Here is a 21,446-nt window from a genome sequence, read left to right on the forward strand (position 1 = left end):
TGACTCTCGGAGGGGACGGTTCGATCGAGACCGGCGGGGCGGGACCATCGCGGGCAGAACCCGTCCAATGTCTCACGCCGCCGTGAGCCGCTCACCAACGAATTATGAGTGCACCCAGGAAAGGGTGTCAAGCTCCGCATCGCGGGGCTTGTACTGGCCATCCGTCCAAAGCGCGATGACACCCCCGACTCTTCCGAATTCCCGAGTTCTCAGGTGGATTTTCGAGCTCCAACTGAGAATCTGGGTTTGATGCAAAGAATGGGTTGAGTTGAAAGATCGTCGGGCCGATGAAGTTCGGAAAGCCGCATTGGACCGACCAGGTTTCCCTTTTGAGACGGCAACCCCGCGAGGACGCTGACGATGCGGCGCCGACTGCCCGATTCACGTGCCGTGGTTGGGACGATGTCGACCCGCAACGCGGCCCATCGCCCCGTGTTCGACTCCCTCGAACGGCGACGCCTGCTGGCCACCTTCATTGTGTTGAACACGAACGACGCCGGCGAGTCTTCGTTACGAGACGCGATGGATCTGGCCAACATGTCGGGCCAGGCCAGCACGATCGAGTTCCGCATCCCCACGCAGTCTCCGGTGATCGAGACACTCGTGGTCAACTCGCCCCTGCCGGTGATGACCGTCCCGATCTCCATCGACGCGACGACCCAGCTCGGCTACAGCCAGATCCTCCGCCCCGTGGTCGAGTTGAGGCCGCAATTTGACCAGGGAAACGCGGCGTTCCGCGGGGCCGGCCTGGTGCTGCGTGGGGGTAATAGCTCGGTCCTGGGCCTGGCCATTGGTGGGTTCGATGGCGAGGGGATTCTGCTTTCGGGCGGTAGCAATCGGATCCTGGGAAGCTACGTCGGCACAGACGCCACGGGGACCGTCGCCGTCCCCAACGCGGGTGATGGCGTGTTGATTCAGGGGGGTACCGGCGACCAGATCGGTGGCCCTGGGTTGTCCGAGCGGAACATCCTCTCCGGCAACGGCGGGTCATACCAGCCGTCGAGGTCCCTCCCGGCCGCAATCGGCTCAGTCGCGGTTGTTGCGTCCGCTTATCAGACGGGAACCGACCGGTCGCTGGGCTCATTCGTCGCCACCTCAGCCATCAGCGGATCGATCACGGTGGACAGATCGATCGACGGCGTGAATTTTCAGCGGATTCAGACGCTCGGCTCGAACTCACCCGACGGGATCGTTTCGGGCGACTTCAATGCGGACGGCTTGAATGATCTGGCCGTCTCATCCAATAATTCGCGGCAGATCCAGGTCTTCCTGTGCCAGGCCGACGGCACGTTCTCGGCCCTGACTCCGATCGACCTCGATGGCTCCCCGAGCCCCTTGGTCGTGGGCAATTTCAATGGCGACAGCCTTCCCGATCTCGCGGTCGCCGTCTCCTCATCGGACAGCGTTCCTCCCGGAATCGCCGTCTTCCTGGGTCTTGGCGATGGACTCTTCTCGCAGGGGGCCACCACGCCGACCGACCGGTTCCTCACCTCGATCACGACGGGACGCCTCTTCGGCTCCAGCGTCGATGACATCGCGGGGGTGAACGAAGAGCCCAGTACTCTCACCGTCTTGAAGAACGACGGCCTAGGCGGATTCTCGGTCGATTCCACGACGAGCCTGACCCATACTCCCTCAAGGATCGTCTCAGGCGAGTTCGTGACGGCCGGGGTTTTCGATCTCGCGGTCTCTGACAAATTCAATTCGACGGTGACGATCCTCAATAACCTGGGGAACGGAAGTTTCTCGGAGTCCAGCCCGATGCCAGCCGGGGCCTTCCCGTCGGCCATGGCCACCGGAGACTTCAACGGGGATGGTCTCACCGATCTGGTTGTCGCGGACTCGGAAATTAATTCGAGTTCATTGCTCCTCTTTCAGCATGGTCCGACCAGTCTCATTCCGACCCTGCGGATTCCCGTGGGACCGGGGCCGCTCGGCGTCTCGATCGCCGACCTTGACGGCGACGGCAGGCCTGACTTTTCGACCGCCCAGTCCGAGGACAGCACGGTTGGCCTGGTCCTGAGTCGCAATTCCGCGCGGGGCTTGCACGTTGTCAATGCCACCGGCACCACGGTCCAGGGAAATCTGATCGGCATCGATGTCACCGCCACAAACGCCCTCTCGAACTATGGCGGCGGCATCGGAGTCGAAGATTCGTCGGGCGTGGTCCTCGGTGGCGAACAGATTGGCCAGGGCAACGTCATCTCGGCCAACGGCGTCGGCGTGATTCCCGGCAGCGGCATCAGCGTGGTCAGGTCGCCTTCGACCTTGATCGCGGGGAACAGGATCGGGGCCGACGTCCGAGGCAACAGCAGCGATGGAATCTCGCTGGTCGATAGCCGGGGAGCGATCATCGGCGGTGCGGGCGGGTTCGGCGGCAATCTGATCTCGGGCAACGGCGGTTCGGGCATCCTGGTCGTCGGCATTGATAGCGCGGGAACGGGAATTTACGGCAATCGAATCGGCACCGACGCGTTGGGCCTGTCCGCACTTTCCAACGCCCAGTCGGGAGTTACGCTGGCAGGTGGGGCGAATCTGGTCGCCATCGGCGGAGATGGAGTTGGCCAGGGCAACCTCATCTCGGGAAACGGCGTGCACGGGGTCGTGCTCACGACGGGATCGAATCGAAACACGTTGGTCGGCAATCGGATCGGCACCGACGCCGCAGGCCAGGCCGCGATCCCCAATGCCCAGGCCGGCGTGGCCCTCTCGGGAGTTGACGTCGTCCAGAACCAGATCGGTAGCAGGACGCCCTTCGGCATGCCCGCCTCGGGCGAGGGCTACGGCTCGGGCAACCTGATCTCGGGAAACGCGGCGCACGGCATCCAGTTGCTCGATGGGACAACCGGCAACGAGATCCTGAGCAATTTCATCGGCTCGAATTTCGACGGCACAAGGCCCATCGGCAATGCCCAGGGCGGCATCGTGCTGATGGGAGCGAATCCCTCGGGAAACATCATCGGAGACCTGTCCGATTTCCGCGGCCCGAATCTGATCTCGGGCAACGGGCTCTTCGGCGTCCTGCTGAGCGGAGTGGGCACGACGCTCCTGCGATCCAACTTGATCGGCACCACCGCCGATGGCCAGAATGCGCTGGGCAACTCGGGTTCGGGCGTCATCGTGCAAGACTCCCAGGTCGTCATCGGCGGTGCGGTCCTCGGTTACGGCAATACAATCTCTTCCAACGAGCTGGCCGGGCTCCTGATCACCGGAGGAGGTTCCTCCGGCTTGCGAGTGGGGAACAACCGCGTCGGGGTCGGTTCGACGAGCCTGGTTGCCCTGGGCAACGGAGCGGCTGGCATCGTCGTGGCCGGCGGTGCGAGCCAGACGCAGATTGGCTATGGAGACGGTGAAGGGGGCTTCTTCCCGAACCTTGTCGCTGCCAACAGCGGACCGGGTGTCCTGATCGCGGGCGCGGGCGTTTGGGGCGCGGCGGCCGGCATCGGCAATTCGGTCCTCGGAAACTCGATCTTCTTCAACGCCGGGCTGGCCATCGACCTCGGGCCGGTGGGGCCGACGCAGAACGTCCCGGGCAACCCCCCGGGCGGACCTAATGACCTTCAGAACCACCCGGTTTTCGACCACGCCACCCTCGACTCGGCCGGCGGACTGGACGTGGGCGGCACCCTTGGGAGTCGCCCGAACAGCACTTACCGGATCCAGTTCTATGTCTCCGCGACATTAACAGCCGGCGATCGCGCCGATGGCAGGACCTTGCTGGCTCAGTCCACGGTCACGACCGACGCCGCGGGAAATGCCCCGATCGCCGCATACTTCCCCGCGGGAACTTCCCCGGGCGTCGCAATCGGCGCGTACTTTGGCGCCACGGCCACCGCCGAGGATGGCAGCACCTCGGAATTCTCGGTCGGGACACTCATCGACGACCTTTCCTTCACCGTCATCAACACCAACGACTCGGGCCGGGGCTCTCTCCGGCAGGCGATTCTCAACTCGAACATCCACCCCGGCCGCGACACGATCGACTTCAAGATCCCGGGCCCGGGGCCGTTCACGATTCCGGTCAAGTCGCCCTTGCCAGCCCTGACTGATCCAGCTGCGCTCGACGCCGCGACGCAACCCGGGTACGTCCGTTCGCCCATCGTCGAAATCACCCCCGCGAGCCCGACCGTTGGCGGTGACGGGCTCGTGCTCGTCGCGGGCAATACTCTGGTCCGGGGGTTGGTGATTAACCGCTTCGCCGGCGCGGGCATCCGGATTGAAGGAGCCGGGCAGGATCAGGTCGAGGGCTGCTACATCGGCCTCGACCTCTCAGGCCAGACGGGCCTGGGCAACAGCGGCGACGGCGTCCTGATCCGCCAGTCCGACGGGAATGTCATCGGCGGCCAGCTCGCGAATTCCAGCAACGTCATCTCGGGCAATAACGGCCGTGGTGTGCGAGTCTTGACAAGCGCCGGGACTCGGATCGAGGCCAACCTTATCGGCACGAACCTCAATGGCAACACCGCGATCGGCAATGCCCTCTCGGGCCTGAGCCTGGAGGATTCCGCATTGGCGCTCGGTGGTCTGGCCTCGGGTGGGGTTGGCAACCTGATTTCAGGGAACGGCGGCGATGGGATCTCGATTTTCGGCGTCGGCTCCTCGGGATCGAGCGTTGCCTCGAGCCAGATTGGCACCGATCGAACGGGTTCGATCGGGCTTGGAAATCTCGGAGCGGGGATCCGCATCGACGGGGCGAGTTCGGTGACGATCGGGAGCGGACCGGCATCGCTGCGGAATCTCATCGCCGCGAATCTCGGGCCCGGAATCCTTGTCGCGGCGACCCGTGGCGCGGTCGCGGGCACCTCGATTGTCGGCAACGACATCGGCTCGACGACCTCGTCCGGCGTCCCGCTGGGAAACTCCGTCGGTATTGTCCTGGCTGGCGTGGCCGGCACGACCATTGGCGGGACGGGGCAGGGCCTGGGCAATCGAGTTACCCAGAATCGGATCGGCGGGATCGAGGCTTTCGGCGGATCGACCTCGACCCTCATCCAGCAGAATCTCATCGGGCAGAACGGCTTCGGCATCGCCCTGCATGGTGCCACCGGCACCCAGATCGGCGGCGATACTCCGAATGCCAGCAACACCCTGACGAGCAACGCCGGCGACGGAATCATTCTGGAAGGGGCCGGCACATCGGCCAACCTGATCTCGGGCAACCACATCGGTGTTGATGCGGTCGGCATCATCGGGCAGGGCAATGCCGTCGCCGGCATCCGCCTCAGGAATGCGCCCGCCAACACGATCGGTGGCCTGGCACCGGGGACCGGCAACCTGATCTCGGGCAACACCGGCGATGGGCTCGTTCTGGAAGGCCAGGGATCCAACACCAATCTCGTGGCGAGCAATTTCGTCGGCCTGGATATCAACGGCGCTGGGCTCGGCAACGGCGGCGACGGCATCTCCCTGGTCGACGCGCCTGACAACACGATCGGGTCGCCGACGACCGCGCCGGGTAACGTGGTTTCGGGCAACGCTGGCATCGGCATCGCCTTGCGGGGGGCGGGATCTACGGGCAATTGGATTATCCGCAACCATATCGGGACGAATCCGGCGGGTACCATTGCCGTCGCCAATGCCGTGGGGATCGCGCTGTCGGGGGCCTCGCGCAACACCATCGGCGGCCCCAACTCGACCGATGTCAACCTGGTCTCTGGCAATCGGGACGCTGGGATCCAGATTCTTCTGGGATCAGGAGGCAACAGGGTGTTGGGGAACACGATCGGGCTGGACGCGACCGGCCAGGCGATTCTGGCCAACGGCACCTACGGCATCATCGTGTCCAACTCCGGGGGCAACGTCATCGGCGGTCCGGGGTTTGGCATGCGCAACCTGATCTCGGGCAATGAATCGGTCGGCCTGTCACTGGTGGGGGCGAGTTCCACATCAAACGTCGTCTCGGGGAACTTGGTCGGGACGGACTCCACGGGGACGCTCGCGCGGGGAAACGGAGACATCGGAATCCTGGCGGACAATGCGCCCGGGAACACGATCGGAGGGCTCACCTCGAGCTCGGGCAACCTGATCTCGGGCAATGGCCAGATTGGCCTGGAGCTTGCCGGCCTGGGGACGTTTGGCACGACCATCGTCGGCAATCGGATCGGGACGACCTTTGACGGTTCGAGGTCCCTTGGCAACGGCTCCGATGGCATCTTCCTGAACGGTTCGCCTCGCAACCAGATCGGCGGCACTGCGGCCGGGTCGATGAATCTCGTCTCGGGGAACCTTTCGACCGGGATCCAACTTTTCGGCCCGGGTGCTTCGGGCAACGTTATCGAGGGGAACTGGGTCGGCCTGGACGCGACGGGCCGTTTTGCTCTGGCCAATCGTTTCGGCCTGTTCCTGAATAACGCCGGTGGAAATCGCCTGGGTGGCCGCTCGACGGGCTCAGGCAACGTGGTCTCCGGGAACGCAGCCGTCGGGGTGGAGCTTGCTGGCCTCGGTTCGGCTGGCAATAGCATTCAGGGCAACAACATCGGCGGAGACGTGTCGGGCACACGACCGATCGGCAATGATGTTGGCCTGTTCCTCGCGGGCGCCGGGGTGAACACCGTCGGGGGGACCCAACCCGGGGCGCGCAACACCCTCCTCGGGAATCGCGTGGACCTGCTGGAAACGCCCGCGACGACGACCACCGCGAAGGTTGCGGTCGCGTCGCTCAGGTCTTCGAGATTGACGCTCCCGGCTCACTGGAGACGCCCGAGGTCCTGAAGGATTCGGGCTGGGTCGTCATGGGCGTAAGCCGCATGTCATGAGGTCGGCCCTGACGCCGGATCCGGAATCAGCCGGAGTGTGTGCTCGGCCGGCCCGGGCAGCAGCGGAGACGGCAGTCCGCGGACCCAGTCGTCGTGCCCGGCGCGGTAGAAGGGCGAGAAAGGGTGCCCGCTCTGCCCGCAGGGCATATGGAAGATCCCCTCGTCCTCGCGACCCGGCGAGACCACCATTCGCTCCGAGGCGCCGTAATCGGGCCCCTGGATGAACGGCATGTCGGTCCAGGCCCCTCCCATCGCCACGGCCGGCATGTTCAGGAACCGGCCAATCAGCGGGATCGCCGCGGCAAGCGGGTGCCCGATCGCCAGCGTATTCATCTCCCCCCAGGTCCGACCTTGCGCTCGACCGTCGGCAGCCCCTCCGATCATCTCGTCGAGGATGGACAGGAGAAAGTGGTCCCAGGATGGGAAACGCGGGTCCAGCAGATGTGGCGGTCGTTCGGTCACCAGCGACCAGGCCGGGCCTTCGAGCGTTCCCAGTCTCGTGAGTCTGAAGCCAGGATCGGCGTCCCTGCACGCGGCAAGAAGGGGAGAGAGCGAGTCTCGAACCACCCGGAGCCTGAACTCGCGGACCAGGCCGTAACCCTCGGAGTCCGCCGTCGCCCGGCCGTCCCAGGCCTCGACCAACCTCGCCGGCCCGGATCGCCGCGGATCTTCGGAGAGCGCGGGCTCATTCAGGGTCTCGACCATCAAGGTCCGCCAGCGCCCGAGGAACAGGGCTCGGTCGTCGCGCTGAAGATTCAGCATGTCCTGCTCGGTCGCCCGTTCCAACACCAGGAGCGAATCGCGGATTTGACGCCCTCGAGCACCCCGATCATAGGGCCCGTGGCCGACCCGGGAGAGATCGGGCCCGAGCACCGATCGGCCGTTGCCATTCCAGATCAGGCCGTCGGCGGGCTTGACCACTCGAGGGTTCTCGGCGGCCGGGAAATATCCGTCCCATCGCCGCGTCCCGTCGGCCCAGGACGTGGGCCTCCGCCCATCCAACCCGACTCTCCGCGGGATTCGGCCCATCACCGTCCAGCCGACGTTCCCGTCCCCGTCGGCCGCGACGCAGTTCAGGTGCGGCACGCCGCCCAGGTTGGCCCGGTCGAGCAAATCGCCAAGGGTCCTGGTCTCGGCCAGTTCCATGATCCCCAGGTGGACCCCCTCCGGGTCGAAGGCCGTCCAGCGCATGACCCGCTTCCGGCCCAGGTGGTCGACATCGAAGACAGGTCCCCAGATCGTCCGCTCGACGACCAGAGGGAGGTCGGCCCCTCCTTTCACGCGGACGATTTCCTCCGACCGATCGAACTCCGCCCAGCCTTCGGGCGTCCGATATCGACTCGGATCGCCCGGGTCCACCTCCAGCTCGACCAGATCGCACCAGTCTCCCTGCGTGTTCGTGAACCCCCAGGCGACATCCCCGTTGCTGCCGACGACGATCCCCGGTCCTCCCGGGATCGAGACGCCGACCGCCGATCGTGGACCGTCTTCTTGCTGAGCGTCGCCCCACTCAATCCTGGCGCGATACCAGGTATTGGGAACGCGCAGGAAGAGGTGCATATCATTGGCAACGATCGCGCCGCCATGCTCGGAACGTGAGCCGGCGACCGCCCAGGCATTGCTGCCCGCGACCAGGCGTTCGATGTGGTTCGGCGAGATCAAGTCTCGCGATGGCTCCGGACGGTCCCTGAGGTCGAAGACCTCGGGACCGGGCACCGGCGGGACCGGGGACGATGCTCCATAGAGCGGAGCGTCCCAGTCGGGGTTCTCCTCGGGCGTGAGGAACTCGGCCAACCCTCTGGGGAGCAGGTCGTGCACCAGCCCCACGGCGGACTCCAACGGCGGATTGTCGCCCTGCAAGTCGAGGTACAGGGCCAGCACGACAAGCAATGAGTCCTCGGATTTCCAGGCCTCGGGCTTCGATCTCAGCAGGCCGAACTCGAATGGATAGGCACTCAGAGAGGCCACGCCGGCATTCACCCCGTCGACATAATTCCTAAGTCGTTCCCGCTGGGATTCGGGCAGGGCACTCACAGCGCGGGTCGCCACGCCATGCAATCCGAGCGTGCGCACCCGGCGATCCAGGTCGATCAGCTGGCCCTCCTCGCCGGGGCCGAACAGCTCGGAAAGGCGGCCCGAGGCGTAGCGACGAAGCGCCTCCATCTGGAAGAGGCGATCCTGCCCGTGGACGAACCCGAGGCCATAGGCCGCGTCCATCGCCGACTCGGCCCGGATGGTGGGGACGCCCATGGCGTCTCGTTCGATCGTCAGGGGACGCCCCAATCCGATGACGGTGACCGAACCGTCGAGCCTGGGCAGGCTGAGCCGGAGGTGGATGCTTATTGCCGCGAGCAGGATCAGGGCAGGGACGAGAACGACGAGGCCCAGGACAAGAGCGACCAAAACCACCATAGCGGCCCCCGACATTGCCCGGGCCGACGCGGGCCAATCGCGGCCCGTCGCGGCAACAGTCGCCCAATGTAACAGGTCAAGGTCGGTCGTTCGACTTGAGACGCGAGACTCAGGGGGTGACATCGCCGAGCGTGGCCCGGACGACTTCCGCGAGGGTGGCGACCTCGGCCATCGCACCAACCCCGAAATCGCCGCAAGCCAGCCGCTTGGAGATTGGCGGGATGAGAACCATCCCGGGGGCGTGCCTCGCGAAGATCTCGTCGGCCTCGTCGAGCGAGAACGGGGGCAGGGGCGATCCGTCGCCGTGGTCTTCCAGCAACATCCTCAGATGCCTGAGCGTGACGGGGTTCCGCCACATCAGCGTGTTCATCGCCGGCGCGAGCAGCACGGGACGTTCAAAATTCCAGGCGCGGAAGACGCAGGTCAGGAAGTTGTCGGCCAGTCCCTGGGCAAACTTGCCCAAGGTATTGGCATCCAGTGGCGCCACGACGAGCACCTCGGCCCAGTCTCGGAAGTCGATATGGGGCACCGCATCGCCCCGAGCATAGGGCGAAGCGGGCCACTCATCCGAGTCGCGGAAGACCGGGCCTCCCTCGTCCCCCTCGCCCAGCTCGGCGGGGTCGAAGAAGTGGAACGCGGGTTCGGTCGCCACCACGCGCACGCGGTGACCGAGCTGGCGGAGGGCCCCGTAGAGCGCAGGAGTGCGCGTCGCGGCCACCGAGCCCGTCACCCCGAGGAGTAGCCGCGCCATGGTCGGAATTCCTTCGTCGTCGATTCGGATCGCATCATCTGTGGGGGCGACGCCCCAATCCCGACTCTCTTCGTCGGGCAAGACCTGGCCGACGCGGAATTCGTCGCGTCAGGTCGGGTGGGTCGCGAACTCGGCGAAAGAGTCCATCGTCATCGAGTCTCGGCCGACAGGGGCTTCAAGGAATCATTGACGGCGGCCGTCACGCGATCCCAGATGCTGGCTTGCAATTGCTTGTATTCGCGCCTGGTCAGATACAGACGCTCGTGGGCGCGTTGCGTGAGCGCCCCGACCATGGCTTTCAGGTCGGCCTCGAGCAGTCCCTCGAGGCCTTCGAACTCGGGGGGCAAGTCGAACGACTTCAGGGGAGGTGAGATCTTCTTGCAAGTAGCCATCGGGTCCCTCCTTGGCCGGTGTGCGCGATGATGTGACGGCGTGGTCCTTGCCGAGACCGACAAACTACGCCGCGTGTGCACACCGGTCAAGTGATTCGGCCGGGAGGCGACTGGCCGCAACGATTCGGCCCGTGATTATCCCGGAGACGTGAAGATCCCGCCCGCGACGATGACCGTGATCCGGCAGAGGTCTCCGGCCCGGTCCTCGCGCTGCGGGGGGAGAAGAGTGCGAATCTCGCGCCGGTCTGGCGCGAGTGCCCGGAGTTAGAACCAGACGGGCTCTGGTTCCTTGCGCGAACCCGGCCCCATGGCATCCTGCACCAGCTCGATCAGCCTGGGCCCGTCGATCAGCTCGATCGGGTGCTCCGCGGCGAATTTCTCGGCGGCCAGGGTGAACGTGCGAGTGGTCACGAAGAACCCCTTATGACTGCGGGTGTGATGGACCGTGCCGAGGAACTTCTGGAGCTCGGGCGAGCCGATCACGCCACGGCTGTAGTACTTGCACTGGACGACCGCACGCAGTCCGTCACGGCCGATCCTCAGGTCGGCCCCCTCATCGCCGCTTCCGCCCACGCGTTCGACGGCGTAGCCGAGCGACTCGAAGACCTCGGCGACGAACTCCTCGAAGCCCTCGGGGCTCAGGCTGCCGAGCTGGCTGATCTTCAAGTCGGCACGCTTCGCCTGCATCCGCAATCGCTCCCCGCGCTCCCGCCCCTCGCGTACCTCGTCCCGCAGGTGCTCGTACTCTGAAAGGACCTTCGTCCGCCCTTCGGCAGTCTCCAGACGCTCGGCGTAGCGCTCGACCTTGTAGAGGGCATTCTGGATCGTGTTGTCCAGCCTGGCCCGCTCGGCCCGCGTGAGCTGATTCTGATATCTACGGAATACTGCATAACGCAAATGTTCAAGCGTGCCATCCAGCTCGGCCTCCGTGAAGATCGCCGGCGCCTCGTCCTGATAGGGGGCCGACCTCCAGAGGATTCCCTGCTTCGGCGCCGTCGTCGCGGGCATCGGTACCTCGGCGGCACCGGCCGCATCCGCCGACCCGCCCGCGATCCGGGCCTTGATCCAGTCGAGCAACAATGCCGCGCATTGCGGAGCATCGCAGTCCATCTTCGCCCCCCCGAACCCCGCCGCGCTGCTCCGTCTTGCCGGCGTATCCCGCACGCCGCCGGTCGCGACCCACTCATTCAAGAATGGGCCCGGAGGCCCTTCGCCTCAAGCGAAATCCGGGAATTTTCACCGATGAAGGCGTTCGCACGTCCTGTTGAATCAACGACTAAACTTCGACGCCACGCCAGACGGGGCGATCGGCATCGGTTCTGGTAGCATGGGAAGGTCGGGCGGCCGCCGTGCGGCCTCGATTTCGCCCCGCGGAGATCATCGCGCGATGCCTCGTTTCGCACTCATCCTGCCCGCCGCAGGCCGTTCCACCCGATTTGGCTCCGTGCTCGACGACAAGAAGCCTTACGTCCCCCTCGACGGTCGGGCCGTCTGGCTGCGGGCCATCGATCCTTTCCTCAAGCGCGACGACGTCGTCCAGTGGATCGTCGTCATCTCGCCCGAGGACCGCGAGCTCTTCGAACGTCGCTATCGGCCCAGCGTCGCGTTCCTCGACATCCAGGTCGTCGAGGGGGGCGCGGAGCGATTCGATTCCGTCGCGAAGGGCCTCGCCGCCATCCGCGATGACTGCGACCACGTCGCCATCCACGACGCGGCTCGACCATGCGTCACGCCGGCGATCATCGATGCCGTCTTCGCCGCCGCGGTCAGGCACGGTGCGGCACTTCCCGGGGTTGCCGTCGCCGATACCCTCAAGCGAGTGGACGACCAGCTCCGCACCGTCGAGACCGTCTCCAGGGCGGGCCTCTACGCGGTCCAGACCCCGCAGGCGTTTCGCAAGGATCTGCTCCTTCAGGCCCACGCCATGCGTCCTCAACTGCCGTCCCACGTCGTCGTCACCGACGATGCGCAACTTGTCGAGGCCACAGGCCACGCCTGTCAGATCGTCGTCGGCGACGCCCAGAACCTGAAGATCACGACCCAGGCGGATCTCGCCCTGGCTTCCTCGATCTTGAAGTCTCGACTCACGCCCGAACGCGAGCCCACCCCCAGGCGGCTGGGCGACGAAGGTGAGCTCTGGGACTGACCTCGATCATTCCGCGGGCTTCCCCGCGCAGCAGGTGAGATAGAGCGTCCAGAGACCCCCGGGAAGGCCGAGCCCATCGTCCGGGGGCGTCTCCCCCTTTTCGAGATGCCAGGCCCGGAACCGGGCCTGAGCCTCGTCATCCAGGAACGCGGCCAGCGGCACCGGCTTCCCTTGCCTGGCGACCCAGGTCGCGTGCCGAACGACTGCCGAGTGCTCCAGGCCGCGAATCGCCGCCGCCTCGTCGAGCGTGAATCCACGATCCAGCAGCCGCCACGTCCACTCCTCCGTCGGCACGTAGGACGTCGGCGACGGAGCGGGAGGCGTCGTCTCGACGACCGGCCGTCCCGTGACCGTCGGACTCACGACGGCCGTTGCCGGTCGAGGGGCCGCGGGGGCAGAAACCGGCTCGGGCTTGCTTGCCCGTGGTGTCGGGGTCGATTCGATCGACCGAGGGGCGGGGCTGACGGGTTCTGCCCCCGGCCCGCAGTATTCCTTGATCGCTTCGAGAAGTGCCTGTCCGTATCGCTCGAGTCTCGCAGGGCCCAGGCCTTTGATGGTGGCGATCGCCGCGGGAGTGGTCGGCCTGTTTCGGACGAGCTCGTCCAGAGTTTGATTGGTGAAGACGACGTACGCGGAATATCCGGACTCACGCGCCCAGTCGCCACGCATCGTCCTCAGCCGGGCCCTCAGCGGATCGTCGTCGCCGATGGACGAAGGATCACCATCGACAACCGACTCACTGACCCTGGCCGGCGTCTCGGGTTGGCGAGCCGAACGCCGTTCCAGGCCGCCCTGGCGGATCTTCAAGGCAAGTTCGGCGGGGATCGGCAGGGTCAGGGGCATCTGCTGGTCGCGGAGCCACTCCTTGCCACGCGCGGTCAGGTCGATAATCGGCCTGAAGCGGTCGACTTCCTGGGCATGCACCAGCCCGGCCGAGCTCAAGGCGTCCAGGAGTTGCGTGACCTCGGTCTGGCGGAAGGCGGACAGGAGGCCGAAGGTGCTCAGACTGCGCAGGCCCAGGCGATCCATCTTCTCCGAGCCCGAGCCGGTCAGCATCTGGGCGACCATCGTCTTGCCGAACCGACCCTTGGCGCGGGCGACGCCTGAAAGGGTCTTCAGGAGCACATCCCTGCCCGCTTCGGTATCGATTTCGGCCCCCGCGAGCTCGTCGGGGCGACTGTAACCGTCGTCGCCGCAGTTGTCGCAATGGCCGCACCGATCCGCCATTGCGTCGCCGAAGTAGCCGAGGATATAGGCCCGACGGCAGTCTCGCCCGGTCGCGTAGCCGATCATCCGGTCGAGCTTGTCGTACTCCAGCCGCTTGCGGCGATCCAGCTCGGTGAAGTCGACGGTCAGGTCACGTGTCGGCCGTTCGCGGTCCACGATCCTCGTGGCGTTGCCCCGGAACGGCGGGACGTAGTCGATGGGCAGCTCGGCAACCAGATTCCTAATCGCGCGGGTGAGGGCGACCCGGTCGAGGCCCAACGCGCCGGCAAGCTCGTCGGGATTGAAGTAAACCTGCTCGTTGAACCGGCGATTGACTAGCCCTTCCAGGCCCAGCAGCACGATGCGCTGGGTGTGGGCCTGCGGGCCGAGGCGCCCGACGAGGCTCGGCTCGTCGTCCTCGACGTTGAACCGGATGATCGCCATGTTCTCGCGGGGACGCAGCCGCTCGACCGCGCCGGCCCCTTCGAGGATCTTCAGGACGGTGCCGATGGCGCTCTCGTTCAGGTCCAGCCCCACCACGTCCTTGATCTCGGCGTGGGTCAGCTCGATCGGGTCGGCATCCATCCGACGCATCGACTCGTACGTGCGGAAGACGGCATCTCTCGGCGGATATTCGTTCTCGATGAACATTTCCTGGAGGAAACGGTCGCCGGGGGCATAGATCAAGGCGCACGCCGAGGGCAGGCCGTCGCGGCCGGCTCGTCCCGCCTCCTGGTAGTAGGCTTCCAGGGTGCCGGGGATGTTGAAGTGGACCACCGAGCGGACATCAGCCTTGTCCACGCCCATGCCGAATGCGTTGGTCGCCACCACGACCTCGGCACGGCCCGACATGAACAAGTCTTGCGCCTCGGAACGCTCTTCGCGTCCCAGCCCGGCGTGATAGACAACCACCTCGCGTCGCCTAGACCGCCGCAGATAGTCGCCGATCATCTCGCATCGCTTGCGGCTGGATGCATAGATGATGGCGGGGCCGGGGTTCTGGTCGAGCACCTCCGCCAGGGCATCGAGCTTATTTGCGTCCTTCGCGGCTTCGATCACGGAGTAAGCCAGATTTGGCCGGTCGAACCCGGTGACGAAGATCGCGGGGTCGTGCAGGTTGAGCTGATCGGCAATGTCCCGGCGCACCAGATCGGTGGCGGTGGCGGTCAGGGCGATCGCCGGCGGCATGCCCATCGCCTTGCGGGCCTGGCCGATCTTGGCATAGTCGGGGCGGAAGTCGTGCCCCCACTCGCTGATGCAGTGCGCCTCGTCGACGGCCAGCAAGGCCGGCTTGATCCGGGCCATCGCCTCGACGAACCGGCCGCTGCGGAACCGTTCGGGCGCTACATAGACGAGGTCGTACTGGCCTCGCTCGATGTCCAGCAGCCGGGTCCGCTGCTCCTCGAGTTCGAGCGTGCTGTTGATCAGGGTGGCACGCAGGCCACGCCTGAGCAGGGCGTCGACCTGGTCCTTCATCAAGGCGATCAGCGGGCTGACGACCAGCGTGACCCCGGGCAGAAGGATGGCCGGCAACTGGTAGCAGAGGCTCTTGCCGCCGCCGGTCGGCATCACGCAGAGGACGTCGCGCCCCGCTAGCACCGATTCGATGACCTCTCGCTGTCCGGCGCGGAATCGCTCCAGCGCGAACCGTTCGCTCAGGGTCTGATCGAGTTCGAGTTCGGTCATCGGTCGCGACATCCGGGCGGTCCCTCCATCCCTCAAGCCGGCCCATTATAGGGGCCGAGCGGCCGACCTTGGAACGCCCCTATGCCGGAACAAGTGTCACCTGCCGGTTTGACGCCCCCCCATCCCGGACATTAGCATCGGGCCGACGGCCGGGGATGTCCCCGACGGTCATTGACTCCGGTGTCAAAAACGCGAAACGAGGCGGCGATGGCCGACCGGCCCAAGGCGGTGGTTCTGCTCAGCGGTGGGCTCGACTCGGCGACGGCACTGGCCGAGGCGCTGGACGCGGGCTTCGAGCCTCACGCGCTCACGGTCATTTACGGCCAGCGCCACGCCGTCGAGCTCCAGGCCGCCCGGCGTGTCGCCAAGGCGTTCGGCGTCTCCCATCACATCGAGTCCCAGGTCGATCTCCGGGCCTTCGGCGCCAGCGCCCTGACGGCCTCGATCGACGTTCCTAAGGATCGACCTGCCGACGCGATGTCCCACGGAATCCCGGTCACCTACGTTCCCGCGCGCAACACCGTCTTCCTCTCCCTGGCGCTCGCCTGGGCCGAGGCCATCGGCGCCTTCGACCTGGTCATCGGGGTGAACTGCGTCGACTATTCCGGCTATCCCGACTGCCGTCCCGAATATCTCACCGCCTTCGAGGCGATGGCCAACCTCGCCACCCGGGCCGGCGTCGAGGGGACGGGCAAGTTCCGGATTCACGCCCCGCTGCTGACGATGAGCAAGGAGCAGATCATCCGCCGGGGGCTCGACTTAGGGGTCGACTACGGCCTGACCCACAGCTGCTACGATCCCACACCCGAAGGCAAGTCGTGCGGCCGTTGCGACTCCTGCACGCTCCGCCTCGCCGCCTTCAGCAATCTGGGCATCCACGATCCGATTCTTTATGCCTGAGCCCCAAATGAACGATCGGCAGCCCGTGCGAGTCGGGCTGCCGATCATGAGAATCGAGGGCCGATTCCTGGGTCGCTTGATCAGGACGTGGTGGCCACCGGGGCGGCGACCTGCTTGACCTTCTCGCCCGCCTTGGTCTTCAGCAGGGTGATGCCCATCTTGACCTTGTCGGAGATGGTCTTCTGCGAGAGGCAGGTGTAGAGGCAGAGGCGCTCGCAGCCGACGGTCTGCTTGCGAATCTCCTGCGCCTTGGCCCCGTGCCAGATTTCCTTGGCGCTGGATTCTTTGATGTTGCCGATGGGCGGGTAGAAGAAGCAGACCTCGATGTTGCCGTTGGTCCGGATGAAGAAGTCACGCATGCCGACGCGGCAGGGCATCACGTCGGTGGGGGCCTTCTCCTCGCGGAAGTGGGCGGGCAGCAGGCCGATGACCAGTTCGGAGGTCAGGATCGGGGCGCCAGCTCGCTTCTGCTCAATCATGATATCGACAACCTTCTGGAGGTCGTCCATCTCATCATTCTCGATCCAGAGCTCGTCGTACGTCTCTTCCGTCCAGCGGTCCATCGGCTGGAAGTTGACGCAGGTGGCGCCCACGTTCTGCGCGAACTCGACCATGTCGGGCAAGTACTTGTAGTTCTTCTTGCCGATCGTGGGCTTGATGATGATCGGGAAGTCGAGCCCGCGGCGGTCGCGCTCCTCGCGGACGTACTTGATGCCGTCGGTGAGCTTCTTGAACAGGCCCGGGTAGCCGCGGAGATAGTCGTGAACTTCGGCGTTCGGGGCGTCGCAGGAGACGTTCAGGGCGAACGGATGGGCGTCGCAGAGCTTGGCGGCGTTCTTCTGGGTCAGGGCCGACCCATTGGTCGTCACGCTGCTGTGGATGCCGTTCTGGTAGCAGAACTTCATCAGGTCCAGGAAGCCCGGCTTGATGAACGGCTCGCCTCCGCTGAAGCTGATGGAGAACTCGCCGACGAAGTCCTTGATGCTCAGCAGGGCATTCTGCCACTGCTCGATCGACATCTCTTTTTCATAAGTTGGAAGCCGCCAGTATTCGCAGTAGCGGCATGCCACGTTGCAGCGCTCGTTGACCAATCCGTAAAAGGTGATCGGCTTGGTGGCGTCGTAGCCAGACTTTAAATAAACAGCTTCGGCAATGTGATTGCGGGTGTGCTTGAAGGCCAGGCGGGATAGGGTGGCGAGATTCATTCAGACCTCGTCGGTGAAATGCGAAGGTGGCCGCGTCGGGCCGGCGGGACGAACGACGTGAGAAGAGGCCCTCGGGCAAGAAGGCCCATCTTAGCGTCAGCCTGTGCGACTGACAAGTTGCCGGGCGCCCTCGACCAAGCGGAACTTTCATGATGACATCTGAGGTATGGAACTCCCACGACCTGTTCGTCCGGCCGCGATTGGGTTAGTCCAAGGGCAACCATAGGTTACGGCGGCCGAGTCGTCCAATGCTCGGCCCGGACCGGCCTAAAATCGCCGGGGAATTCCCCTTCACGCCCCGTGGCATTCCGGCTACATTTCCCGAAAATCGGCCGGAACCCCCGCGTCAAGCGGGCGGAATCACCTCGGCCTACCCACAGGAAGGGACCACCATGCGACGGATCGCGGTGCTGAATCAGAAGGGGGGCGTGGGCAAGACCACGACCACCGTCAACCTCGCCGCCGCGCTGGCCGCCGAGGGGTACAAGACCCTCGTCCTCGACCTCGACCCCCAGGCCCATGCCACGCTGCACCTCGGCCTGCTGCCGGGTCGGTCGGGCCCGTCGCTCTACGACGTCCTGACCCAGGGCCTTCCGCTGGCCGATGCGCGACGCGAGATCACGCCAAACTTGCACATCGTAGGCAGCCACATCGACTTGGCCGCCGCCGAGGTCGAGCTGATCGGCACCGTCGGTCGCGAGGTCGTCCTGCGAGACCAGCTCGAGGCCGATACCGAGCAATACGACTACGTGCTGATGGACTGCCCCCCCTCGCTGGGGATCCTGACCCTCAACGCCCTGTGCGCCGCACGAGAGGTCTTCATCCCGTTGCAGGCCCACTTCCTGGCATTGCACGGGCTCTCCAAGCTGCTCGAGACCATCGCCCTCGTCGCCCGCCGGGTCAATCGCGAGTTGACCGTCGGCGGCGTGGTGCTCTGCCTCTACGACGCGGGGACCAAGCTGGGCGCAGAGGTCATCGACGACCTGGATACCTACTTCGACGGCCGTCGCCACGGCCAGTCGCCCTGGTCCAACGCCAGGGTCTTCCGCACCCGGATCCGCCGAAATATCCGGCTCGCCGAGTGCCCAAGCTTCGGCCAGTCGATCTTCCAGTATGCCGCAAGCAGCCGCGGCGCCGAGGATTACGCCAGCCTGGCCGCCGAGGTCCTGGGCCGCGAGCCGGCCGCCTGCTGGCTGACCCCCGAGACCAAGGTGGCGCCGCCCGCGGCCGATCCGATCCCCAATGGGATCGAGCAGGAGCCTCATCGCCAGGCCGTCTGACAGCCAATGATCTCAACCTGAATCCAGGAAAGAGCAGTCGCCGGTCGTCGCTGGACAATCGGCGACTGGCCGGGGTATAGATAGTTTGTTGACGAGATCGCCCCCGCCGGCCTGCGCGCCCGCCCACTCACCCTCGACGATGCCACGATGAACGTCGCGATCATCATCGTCAATTATCGGACCGCCGGGCTGACCATCGACTGCCTCGCCTCGCTCGCCCCCGAACGCGAGCGGATGCCGGGGCTGCGGGTTTACCTGACCGACAACGCCTCGGGCGACGGTTCCGTCGATCTCCTCCGCAAGTCGATCGACGAGAACGGCTGGGGCGATTGGGTCCATCTCAGGCCCCTGCCGCGCAACGGCGGTTTTTCGTACGGGAATAACGAGGGGATTCGCGAGGCAATCGCCGTCGAGCCCCGCTTCGACTCCATCCTCCTCCTCAATCCCGACACCTACATCCGGCCGGGCGCCGTCCTCACGCTCGTCGAATTCCTGGAGCGGCACCCCGACGTGGGGATCGCGGGCAGCCGCCTGGAAGACCCCGACGGCACCGCTCAGCGGTCCGCGTTCCGGTTCCCGACGGTGGCCAGCGAGTTCGAGCAATCCCTCAAGTTCGGGCCCGTCTCCCGGCTTCTGGCCTCGAAGCTCGTAGCCCCTCCGGTCCCCGAGGCCGACTGCCCCACGGGCTGGGTGGCCGGGGCAAGCATGCTCATTCGCCGCAGCGTCTTCGACGCGATCGGCCTGCTCGACGAAGCCTTCTTCATGTATTACGAAGAAGTCGACTTCTGCCTGAGGGCGGCGCGGGCGGGCTTCCCCTGCTGGTACGTGCCCGAGAGCCGGGTGGTGCACCTCGTCGGTCAGGCCTCGGGCGTGACAAACGCGGCCAAGTCCAGGCGCAGGCGTCCCGGCTACTGGTTCGACTCGCGCAGGCGGTTCTTCATCAGGAACTACGGCCGCGCCTACGCGGTCGCGGCCGACCTGGCCCACTCGACCGCATACATGGCCTGTCGGATGCGCTGCCTGCTGACGGGCAAGGCCTCGGCGGATCCCGAGCGGTATCTGCGCGACTTCTTCGGCCATAATGCGCTGATGCGGGGGACCGAGCCTTGAGCGACCTGGCCCGGCCGGTCCCCGGCCTCTGGGCCCAGATCCGCGAGGACTGGGTCGCCCACGGCCGCGACTGGACCAAGCCCGGCTTTCGGGCCGTCGCCGTCCATCGATTCGGCAACTGGCGCATGACCGTGACGCCCAAGGTCGCCCGGGCCCCGTTCAGCACCCTCTATCGAATGCTCTATCGACGGGTCCGGAACGTCTACGGGATCGAGCTGCCTTACACCGTCAGGCTCGGTCGTCGGGTCATCTTCGAGCACCAGGGCGGTGTGGTCATCCACGGCCACTGCGAGATCGGCGACGACTCGATCGTCCGCCAGTGCGTGACGATGGGCATCCGCACGCTCGACCGCCTCACGGATGCACCCAGGCTCGGACGAGGGGTCAGCGTCGGGGCTGGCGCCGTGCTGCTCGGGTCGATCACGGTGCATGACGGCGCGTCGATCGGCGCCAACTCGGTGGTCCTCGTCGACGTGCCCGCCGGCGCCACGGCCGTCGGTGTCCCGGCCAGAATCATCCCCAGCCGTACCTCGACCACGCCCGCCGAAGGCCTGGAAGGCTGATGCCGCGGCGATTCTGCGGGATCGACGAGGCCGGCTACGGGCCGAACCTCGGCCCGATGGTCATGGCCTCCGTCGAGGCCATCATCGATGACGAGAATCCGGCCTCCGACGGCTTCGACCTCTGGTCGTTGCTGCCTCAGGCCGTCAGCCGAGCCCGAGGGCCAGCTGCGTGCCTCTGGGTCGACGATTCCAAGAGGGTCTACAAGCCGGGCGGCGGCCTGAGCCGGCTCGACGATGCCCTCGGCTCCCTGATGTCCACCCTGGCGATTCCCGCCCCGCGCACCCTCGGCGAGGTGGCCTCCAGCCTTGAGGTGTCCGAGGACCAGGCCGAACTCGAACCCTGGGCGGAGGGAGTGCCTCAAGCGTGGCCACGCCCCTCGGAACGCCCAGGTCCGTCGCGGCTGGTGGACCTCCGAGGCAAGCATTGGCGTCTGACCAGCATCCGCGCCGTGATGGTCGGACCCAGGCGGTTCAATGAAGGATTATCCCGCCACGGGAGCAAGGCGGGCGTGCATTTCGAGGCGTTTTCATCCCTGCTCGAACAATGCTGGACGAGAGCCGGCGACGGCATCCCCACCTCGATCCGGGGGGACAAACACGGCGGGCGCCACTACTATGCCGCCCCGGTCGCCGCGGCCCTGCCGGATGCAGGGATCGAGATCGAGGTCGAGTCGCCGGCCTTGAGTCGCTACAGGCTCGGCGGCCAGGGGAGGCAGGTCAGCCTGGGCTTCGAGCCTCGTGCGGACTCGGGCGATGGGCTCGTCGCCCTTGCATCGCTGATCGCCAAGGGGCTCCGGGAGCACTGGATGGCGATGTTCAACGGCTACTGGGCCGGCCGCATCCCCGGCCTGCGGCCCACCGCCGGCTACCCGCTCGACGCCGCCCGGTTTCGCGCCCAGATTGAGTCGACGGCCTTCGACCGGGGGCTATGTCCGGACATCTGGTGGCGACACCGCTGAAACCCGGGTTTCCGCCGGGAAGTTCGAGGCGCAGCCCGGCCGAGCCTGGGTCGGGCCAGACAACGTCGGGCCGAACCAGAT

Annotated in this window: 13 protein-coding genes; 7 read left to right on the forward strand and 6 right to left on the reverse strand. The window is 65.9% G+C overall.

The features are described 5' to 3' along the window. Positions 1-360: 360 nt before the first annotated feature. A complete protein-coding gene (locus EP7_RS17085; protein WP_463522838.1) occupies positions 361-6,711 on the forward strand; it encodes an FG-GAP-like repeat-containing protein in 6,351 nt (2,116 codons plus the stop codon). A 38-nt stretch (positions 6,712-6,749) separates the two neighbouring features. Here the strand turns inward: EP7_RS17085 and EP7_RS17090 are convergent, their stop codons facing one another. The 4 genes from EP7_RS17090 to EP7_RS17105 form a co-directional block, all read right to left on the reverse strand. Next, positions 6,750-9,164 (reverse strand): penicillin acylase family protein, encoded by a 2,415-nt coding sequence (locus EP7_RS17090; protein WP_463522840.1) that lies wholly within the window; start codon positions 9,162-9,164, stop codon positions 6,750-6,752. Positions 9,165-9,276: 112 nt separating this feature from the next. Beyond that, positions 9,277-9,918: a flavoprotein gene (locus EP7_RS17095; RefSeq protein ID WP_463522842.1), complete on the reverse strand. Its 642-nt coding sequence runs from the start codon at positions 9,916-9,918 to the stop codon at positions 9,277-9,279. 149 nt (positions 9,919-10,067) lie between these two features. Further along, positions 10,068-10,310 (reverse strand): hypothetical protein, encoded by a 243-nt coding sequence (locus tag EP7_RS17100; protein WP_463522844.1) that lies wholly within the window; start codon positions 10,308-10,310, stop codon positions 10,068-10,070. 264 nt (positions 10,311-10,574) lie between these two features. Further along, a complete protein-coding gene (locus EP7_RS17105) occupies positions 10,575-11,420 on the reverse strand; it encodes a restriction endonuclease (protein WP_463522846.1) in 846 nt (281 codons plus the stop codon). A gap of 277 nt (positions 11,421-11,697) precedes the next feature. Between EP7_RS17105 and ispD the strand changes: the two genes are divergently transcribed. After that, positions 11,698-12,456: a 2-C-methyl-D-erythritol 4-phosphate cytidylyltransferase gene (ispD, locus tag EP7_RS17110; protein ID WP_463522848.1), complete on the forward strand. Its 759-nt coding sequence runs from the start codon at positions 11,698-11,700 to the stop codon at positions 12,454-12,456. Between the two features lie 6 nt (positions 12,457-12,462). Here the strand turns inward: ispD and EP7_RS17115 are convergent, their stop codons facing one another. Then, positions 12,463-15,348 (reverse strand): RecQ family ATP-dependent DNA helicase, encoded by a 2,886-nt coding sequence (locus EP7_RS17115; protein WP_463522850.1) that lies wholly within the window; start codon positions 15,346-15,348, stop codon positions 12,463-12,465. Positions 15,349-15,555: 207 nt separating this feature from the next. Here EP7_RS17115 and queC point away from each other — a divergent pair, with 207 nt between their 5' ends. Further along, positions 15,556-16,248 (forward strand): 7-cyano-7-deazaguanine synthase QueC, encoded by a 693-nt coding sequence (gene queC, locus EP7_RS17120; protein WP_463522852.1) that lies wholly within the window; start codon positions 15,556-15,558, stop codon positions 16,246-16,248. Positions 16,249-16,328: 80 nt separating this feature from the next. Here queC and EP7_RS17125 read toward each other — a convergent pair whose 3' ends face one another. Beyond that, on the reverse strand, positions 16,329-17,453 hold the full coding sequence (locus EP7_RS17125) for a radical SAM protein (protein ID WP_463522854.1): 1,125 nt from the start codon (positions 17,451-17,453) through the stop codon (positions 16,329-16,331). Positions 17,454-17,845: 392 nt separating this feature from the next. Between EP7_RS17125 and EP7_RS17130 the strand changes: the two genes are divergently transcribed. The 4 genes from EP7_RS17130 to EP7_RS17145 all read left to right on the forward strand — a co-directional run bounded on the left by EP7_RS17130 (position 17,846) and on the right by EP7_RS17145 (position 21,365). Beyond that, a complete protein-coding gene (locus EP7_RS17130) occupies positions 17,846-18,733 on the forward strand; it encodes a ParA family protein (protein ID WP_463522856.1) in 888 nt (295 codons plus the stop codon). A gap of 147 nt (positions 18,734-18,880) precedes the next feature. Then, positions 18,881-19,843 (forward strand): glycosyltransferase family 2 protein, encoded by a 963-nt coding sequence (locus EP7_RS17135; RefSeq protein ID WP_463522858.1) that lies wholly within the window; start codon positions 18,881-18,883, stop codon positions 19,841-19,843. After that, positions 19,840-20,406, forward strand: coding sequence for a serine O-acetyltransferase (locus EP7_RS17140; RefSeq protein ID WP_463522860.1), 567 nt, complete (start codon positions 19,840-19,842; stop codon positions 20,404-20,406). Before EP7_RS17135 ends, EP7_RS17140 begins: the two co-directional genes overlap by 4 nt. Then, positions 20,406-21,365, forward strand: coding sequence for a hypothetical protein (locus EP7_RS17145; RefSeq protein ID WP_463522862.1), 960 nt, complete (start codon positions 20,406-20,408; stop codon positions 21,363-21,365). Before EP7_RS17140 ends, EP7_RS17145 begins: the two co-directional genes overlap by 1 nt. Positions 21,366-21,446: the final 81 nt, after the last annotated feature.

The organism is Isosphaeraceae bacterium EP7, assembly GCA_038400315.1.
Classification (GTDB): Bacteria; Planctomycetota; Planctomycetia; order Isosphaerales; family Isosphaeraceae; genus EP7.

Excerpts from the sequence above, each read along its gene's own strand:
- EP7_RS17105 (WP_463522846.1), bottom strand. The coding sequence starts at position 11,420 with ATGGACTGCGATGCTCCGCAATGCGCGGCATTGTTGCTCGACTGGATC.
- EP7_RS17125 (WP_463522854.1), bottom strand. The coding sequence starts at position 17,453 with ATGAATCTCGCCACCCTATCCCGCCTGGCCTTCAAGCACACCCGCAAT.
- EP7_RS17100 (WP_463522844.1), bottom strand. The coding sequence starts at position 10,310 with ATGGCTACTTGCAAGAAGATCTCACCTCCCCTGAAGTCGTTCGACTTG.
- EP7_RS17145 (WP_463522862.1), top strand. The coding sequence starts at position 20,406 with ATGCCGCGGCGATTCTGCGGGATCGACGAGGCCGGCTACGGGCCGAAC.
- queC (WP_463522852.1), top strand. The coding sequence starts at position 15,556 with ATGGCCGACCGGCCCAAGGCGGTGGTTCTGCTCAGCGGTGGGCTCGAC.
- EP7_RS17085 (WP_463522838.1), top strand. The coding sequence starts at position 361 with ATGCGGCGCCGACTGCCCGATTCACGTGCCGTGGTTGGGACGATGTCG.
- ispD (WP_463522848.1), top strand. The coding sequence starts at position 11,698 with ATGCCTCGTTTCGCACTCATCCTGCCCGCCGCAGGCCGTTCCACCCGA.
- EP7_RS17095 (WP_463522842.1), bottom strand. The coding sequence starts at position 9,918 with ATGGCGCGGCTACTCCTCGGGGTGACGGGCTCGGTGGCCGCGACGCGC.
- EP7_RS17130 (WP_463522856.1), top strand. The coding sequence starts at position 17,846 with ATGCGACGGATCGCGGTGCTGAATCAGAAGGGGGGCGTGGGCAAGACC.
- EP7_RS17135 (WP_463522858.1), top strand. The coding sequence starts at position 18,881 with ATGAACGTCGCGATCATCATCGTCAATTATCGGACCGCCGGGCTGACC.
- EP7_RS17115 (WP_463522850.1), bottom strand. The coding sequence starts at position 15,348 with ATGACCGAACTCGAACTCGATCAGACCCTGAGCGAACGGTTCGCGCTG.